We start from the raw sequence: 3,363 nt of genomic DNA, 5'->3' as shown, positions 1-3,363 counted from the left end.
CGCGACGTTCCTTGGGCGTGCGTTCCGTGACAATCGGCGCAACCGCGCCAGCTGAAGATGCTGCTGCCCACCTGCGGCGATCCGGACGGCTCCTGGTAATGCAGGGTGTAGAGGAACAGCGCCAGGTCGGCGAGTTCCTGCGACTCAAACTTCGGCGGCGCCTGCCCCACGGACTGCATCGCGCGATTCATGTCGGGGAAATGATTCAGCATGGATTCGCCGAACTGCGAAAACGTGGGCGGCAGTTTGCCGTCGGCGCCCAGCACCGGTCCCACCGGGCGCTGCGCTGGGCTGCTGACCGTCATTACTCCCGGCGCGTTACGCAGGGCATGGCAGTTCACGCAGTACTTTGCCTGAAACACGTGCCAGCCGCGGTCGGGATCCGCCGTCGGCACCGCGATTTCCTCGTTCGCATGCCCGCCTTCGCGGCGCACGTATGCATACAGGTCACGCAGTTCATTGGCCTGGAAATGAGGCCATGCGATCCGCTCTCGACGCATGCTGTCTTCCATGGCTGCCGCGTGATTCCACAGCGCCTGCGTCCACGTCAGCGGCGAATCTGCCCAACCCAAATCTCGCACCACGCGGGCGGAGCCACCCCTGCCGTCGCTGGTATGACAATGCGCGCAATTCTTCTTCGCGAATAATTCCTGGCCGCGTTCCGGATCTCCGCGCTCGTCGGAATAGCCCGCCAGGTACAGGTAGGCAACCAGCTGGCCGGTTTCGTCGTACGACATCTTGGGATACGGCAGCTTGGCCTGTTTCATCGCCTCGTACATGCGCGGCGCGTGGTTCCACATGGCGGTGACTAACTGCGGCAGGCTGGCGGAGCGTTGCCGCAGGCGCGGTCCCGGCTGCTGGCTGCCGGCTCGCTCGCCGTGACAATTTGCACATCCCTTGGATTGAAAGACTGCGCTGCCCAACGCCGGCTGCGGTTTTACGGCGGTCACCCAGCGGTTCTGCGTGTTGCTGTACTGCAGGCGCAGAATCACTGCGAATGTCAGCAGCGCCGCCGCGGCGACCGCGGTCCACAGTATGAATTCCCGCAGTGATTTGCTCATTTCGCCGGCTCCGCCAGGATTTTCAGGTCGCGAATCTTGCGGTACAGGGTGTCGCGCGAGATCCCGAGCAATGCCGCCGCGCGCGTTCGGTTGCCCTGGCAGATGCGCAGCGAGCGCTCGATCGCCACCCGCTCCATTTCGTCCAGCGCCAGCGGATGCTCCTCCAACCGCATGGTCGGCGCGGGCGGAGCACCCACCAGCATCTTGATGTCCTTGTCGGTGATCGTCTGGGGATCGGCCTGCGACAGTGCCGTCGCGCTTTCCAGGACGTTTTGCAGTTCGCGTACGTTGCCGCCAAATCCGTGGTTGACCAGCAACTCGGTCGCCGAGCGCGACAGGGTCACGTGGCGGCCGTAGCGGTCCGACAGCTGCGCGGTGAAATGTTGCGCCAGCACCAGGATGTCCTCGCGCCGCGCGCGCAATGGCGGAACTTCGATCACCACCGTGGCAATGCGGAAGTACAAGTCGTCGCGCAGGAACTCCGACCGCAACTGCGCCAGCGGCCGGTTGGTTGCGGCGATGATGCGCACGTCGATGCGGACGGGCCGCGTGCTGCCCACCGGCCGCAGTTCCTTTTCCTGCAGTACGCGCAGCAGCTTGACCTGGGCGTCCTTCGGCATTTCTCCGATTTCGTCCAGAAACACTGTGCCACGTCCAGCGGATACGAATACGCCCGGAGCGTCGTTGTAGGCGCCCGTAAACGCTCCGCGGCGGAAGCCGAACAGTTCGCTTTCCACCAGTTCGTGCGGCAGCGCGCCGCAATTGATTGCGACAAACGGTTCTCCCGCGCGGCGGCTGGCGCGATGAATCGCGCGCGCCAGCATCTCTTTTCCGGTCCCGGTTTCGCCGACGATGAGCACCGCGGCGTCGCTCGCCGCCGCCGCCCGGGCGCGCTCTATCACCCGCTGCATCTGCGGCGACACGAACACCAGCGTCTCGAATGGATCGTTCACCTCCTTGAGGTCAGCCTCCAGTTGCGCCACGCGATGGCGCAGGCGATGCACTTCCATCAGTCGCCCGACTTTTTTCTTCACCGCCTGGCGATCGAAGGGCTTGGTGAGGTAGTCCTCGGCGCCGCGCTTGATGGCCTCTACGGCGGTTTCGACGGTCGCGTAGCCGGTCATGATCACCACCGGCAAGTCGGCGTTGCGTTGGTGAATCTGCTCCATCAGAGAAAGACCGTCGGTCAATGGCATCACCAAGTCAACCAGGGCCAGCGCAAGGGCGGGGTTTTCCTCCAGGGCGGCCACGGCCTCGGCGCCCGAAAGCGCCACCACCGCCGTGTATCCCTGCTCAATCAGAAAATCGCGCAGCGTGCCCGCCAGCCCGGCGTCGTCATCAACAATCAGGATCTCGGCGCTGGCCCGTTCCTGGTTCACCGCTGCGCCTCCTCGAGAAACGCCGGGGTACTCATGCAGCCGCTCGGCGATAGCGGCAACTGCACCAGCGCCACGGCGCCGCCGCCCGGGCCAGGTCGCAACGAAATTGCGCCGCCATGTTCGGCGACGATGTTGCGCGCGATTGCCAGTCCCAGGCCGGTGCCTTTTCCTGGCGGTTTGGTGGTAAAAAATGGCTCGAAAACGCGGCCGAGGTCGGTGTCAGCAACGCCGCAGCCGTTGTCTGCAATTTCGATTTCCAGTTGACCTTCCTTCATGCGTCCGCGGACATCGATCTCGCCTCCTGCGGACACCGCGTCCAATGCATTGCTGAGCAGCGTCAGCAGCAGGGTTTCGAGCTGGTTGCGGTCGGCGAGCACGGTTGCGCCGGCAATCGCGGAGAGTTCGGCGCTGGCCCGCACTTTCTTCGCCCCGAAGGAAGGCGCCATGAACCCGAGCACCGCCTCGATCAGCGGCGCCACCTCTTCCGGCTGCTTCTGCGGCGCAGGTTTGCGGGAGAAATCCAGCAGGCGACGCACAAACTGCTGGCAGAAGCCGATCGCATTCTCCAGTTGCTCCAGGTCGGTGGCGCAGCCGTTGTTGTGATGTGCCCGCTCCCGCATCATCTGTACCCGCAGCAGCATCGACGCCATTGGCGTATTCAGATGGTGCGCCGTGCCCGCCGCCATCTTGCCCATGGTGGTGAGCTTTTCCAGTTCCAGCAGCGTCTGCCGAAGGCGCACGCGCTCGCGAATGTCGTGCGTGACTTCCATGACGTACCGCCGTCCGCCCTCCCGGAATGGCAGCAAGCTGAGCTGCACTTCGATGGCTTCGCCCCGCCGGTTGCGGCGCAGCGTCTCCCGGTCGAGCACGGCTCCGCCCGCCTCTACTGAATCGAGGCACGACTCCAGCTCCGCCTCCTTGTC

The 3,363-nt window shown here is 64.6% G+C and carries 3 protein-coding genes; all 3 read right to left on the bottom strand.

Annotation, left to right across the window (positions count from 1 at the left end; genetic code table 11):
- The coding region (locus tag VFI82_00710) for a cytochrome c (GenBank protein ID HET7183174.1) at nucleotides 1-1,061 on the bottom strand (1,061 nt) is incomplete at its 3' end.
- Nucleotides 1,058-2,440 (bottom strand): sigma-54 dependent transcriptional regulator, encoded by a 1,383-nt coding sequence (locus VFI82_00705; protein ID HET7183173.1) that lies wholly within the window; start codon nucleotides 2,438-2,440, stop codon nucleotides 1,058-1,060. The genes VFI82_00710 and VFI82_00705, both read right to left, overlap by 4 nt.
- Nucleotides 2,437-3,363 (bottom strand): ATP-binding protein (locus tag VFI82_00700; GenBank protein ID HET7183172.1); only part of this gene is annotated, 927 nt, incomplete at its 5' end. The genes VFI82_00700 and VFI82_00705, both read right to left, overlap by 4 nt.

This window comes from Terriglobales bacterium (assembly GCA_035691485.1).
In the GTDB taxonomy this organism is placed as follows: Bacteria; Acidobacteriota; Terriglobia; order Terriglobales; family Acidobacteriaceae; genus JAIQGF01.
Note: the sequence above shows the minus strand (reverse complement) of the source record. Positions and strands in the feature narration are given on the sequence as shown.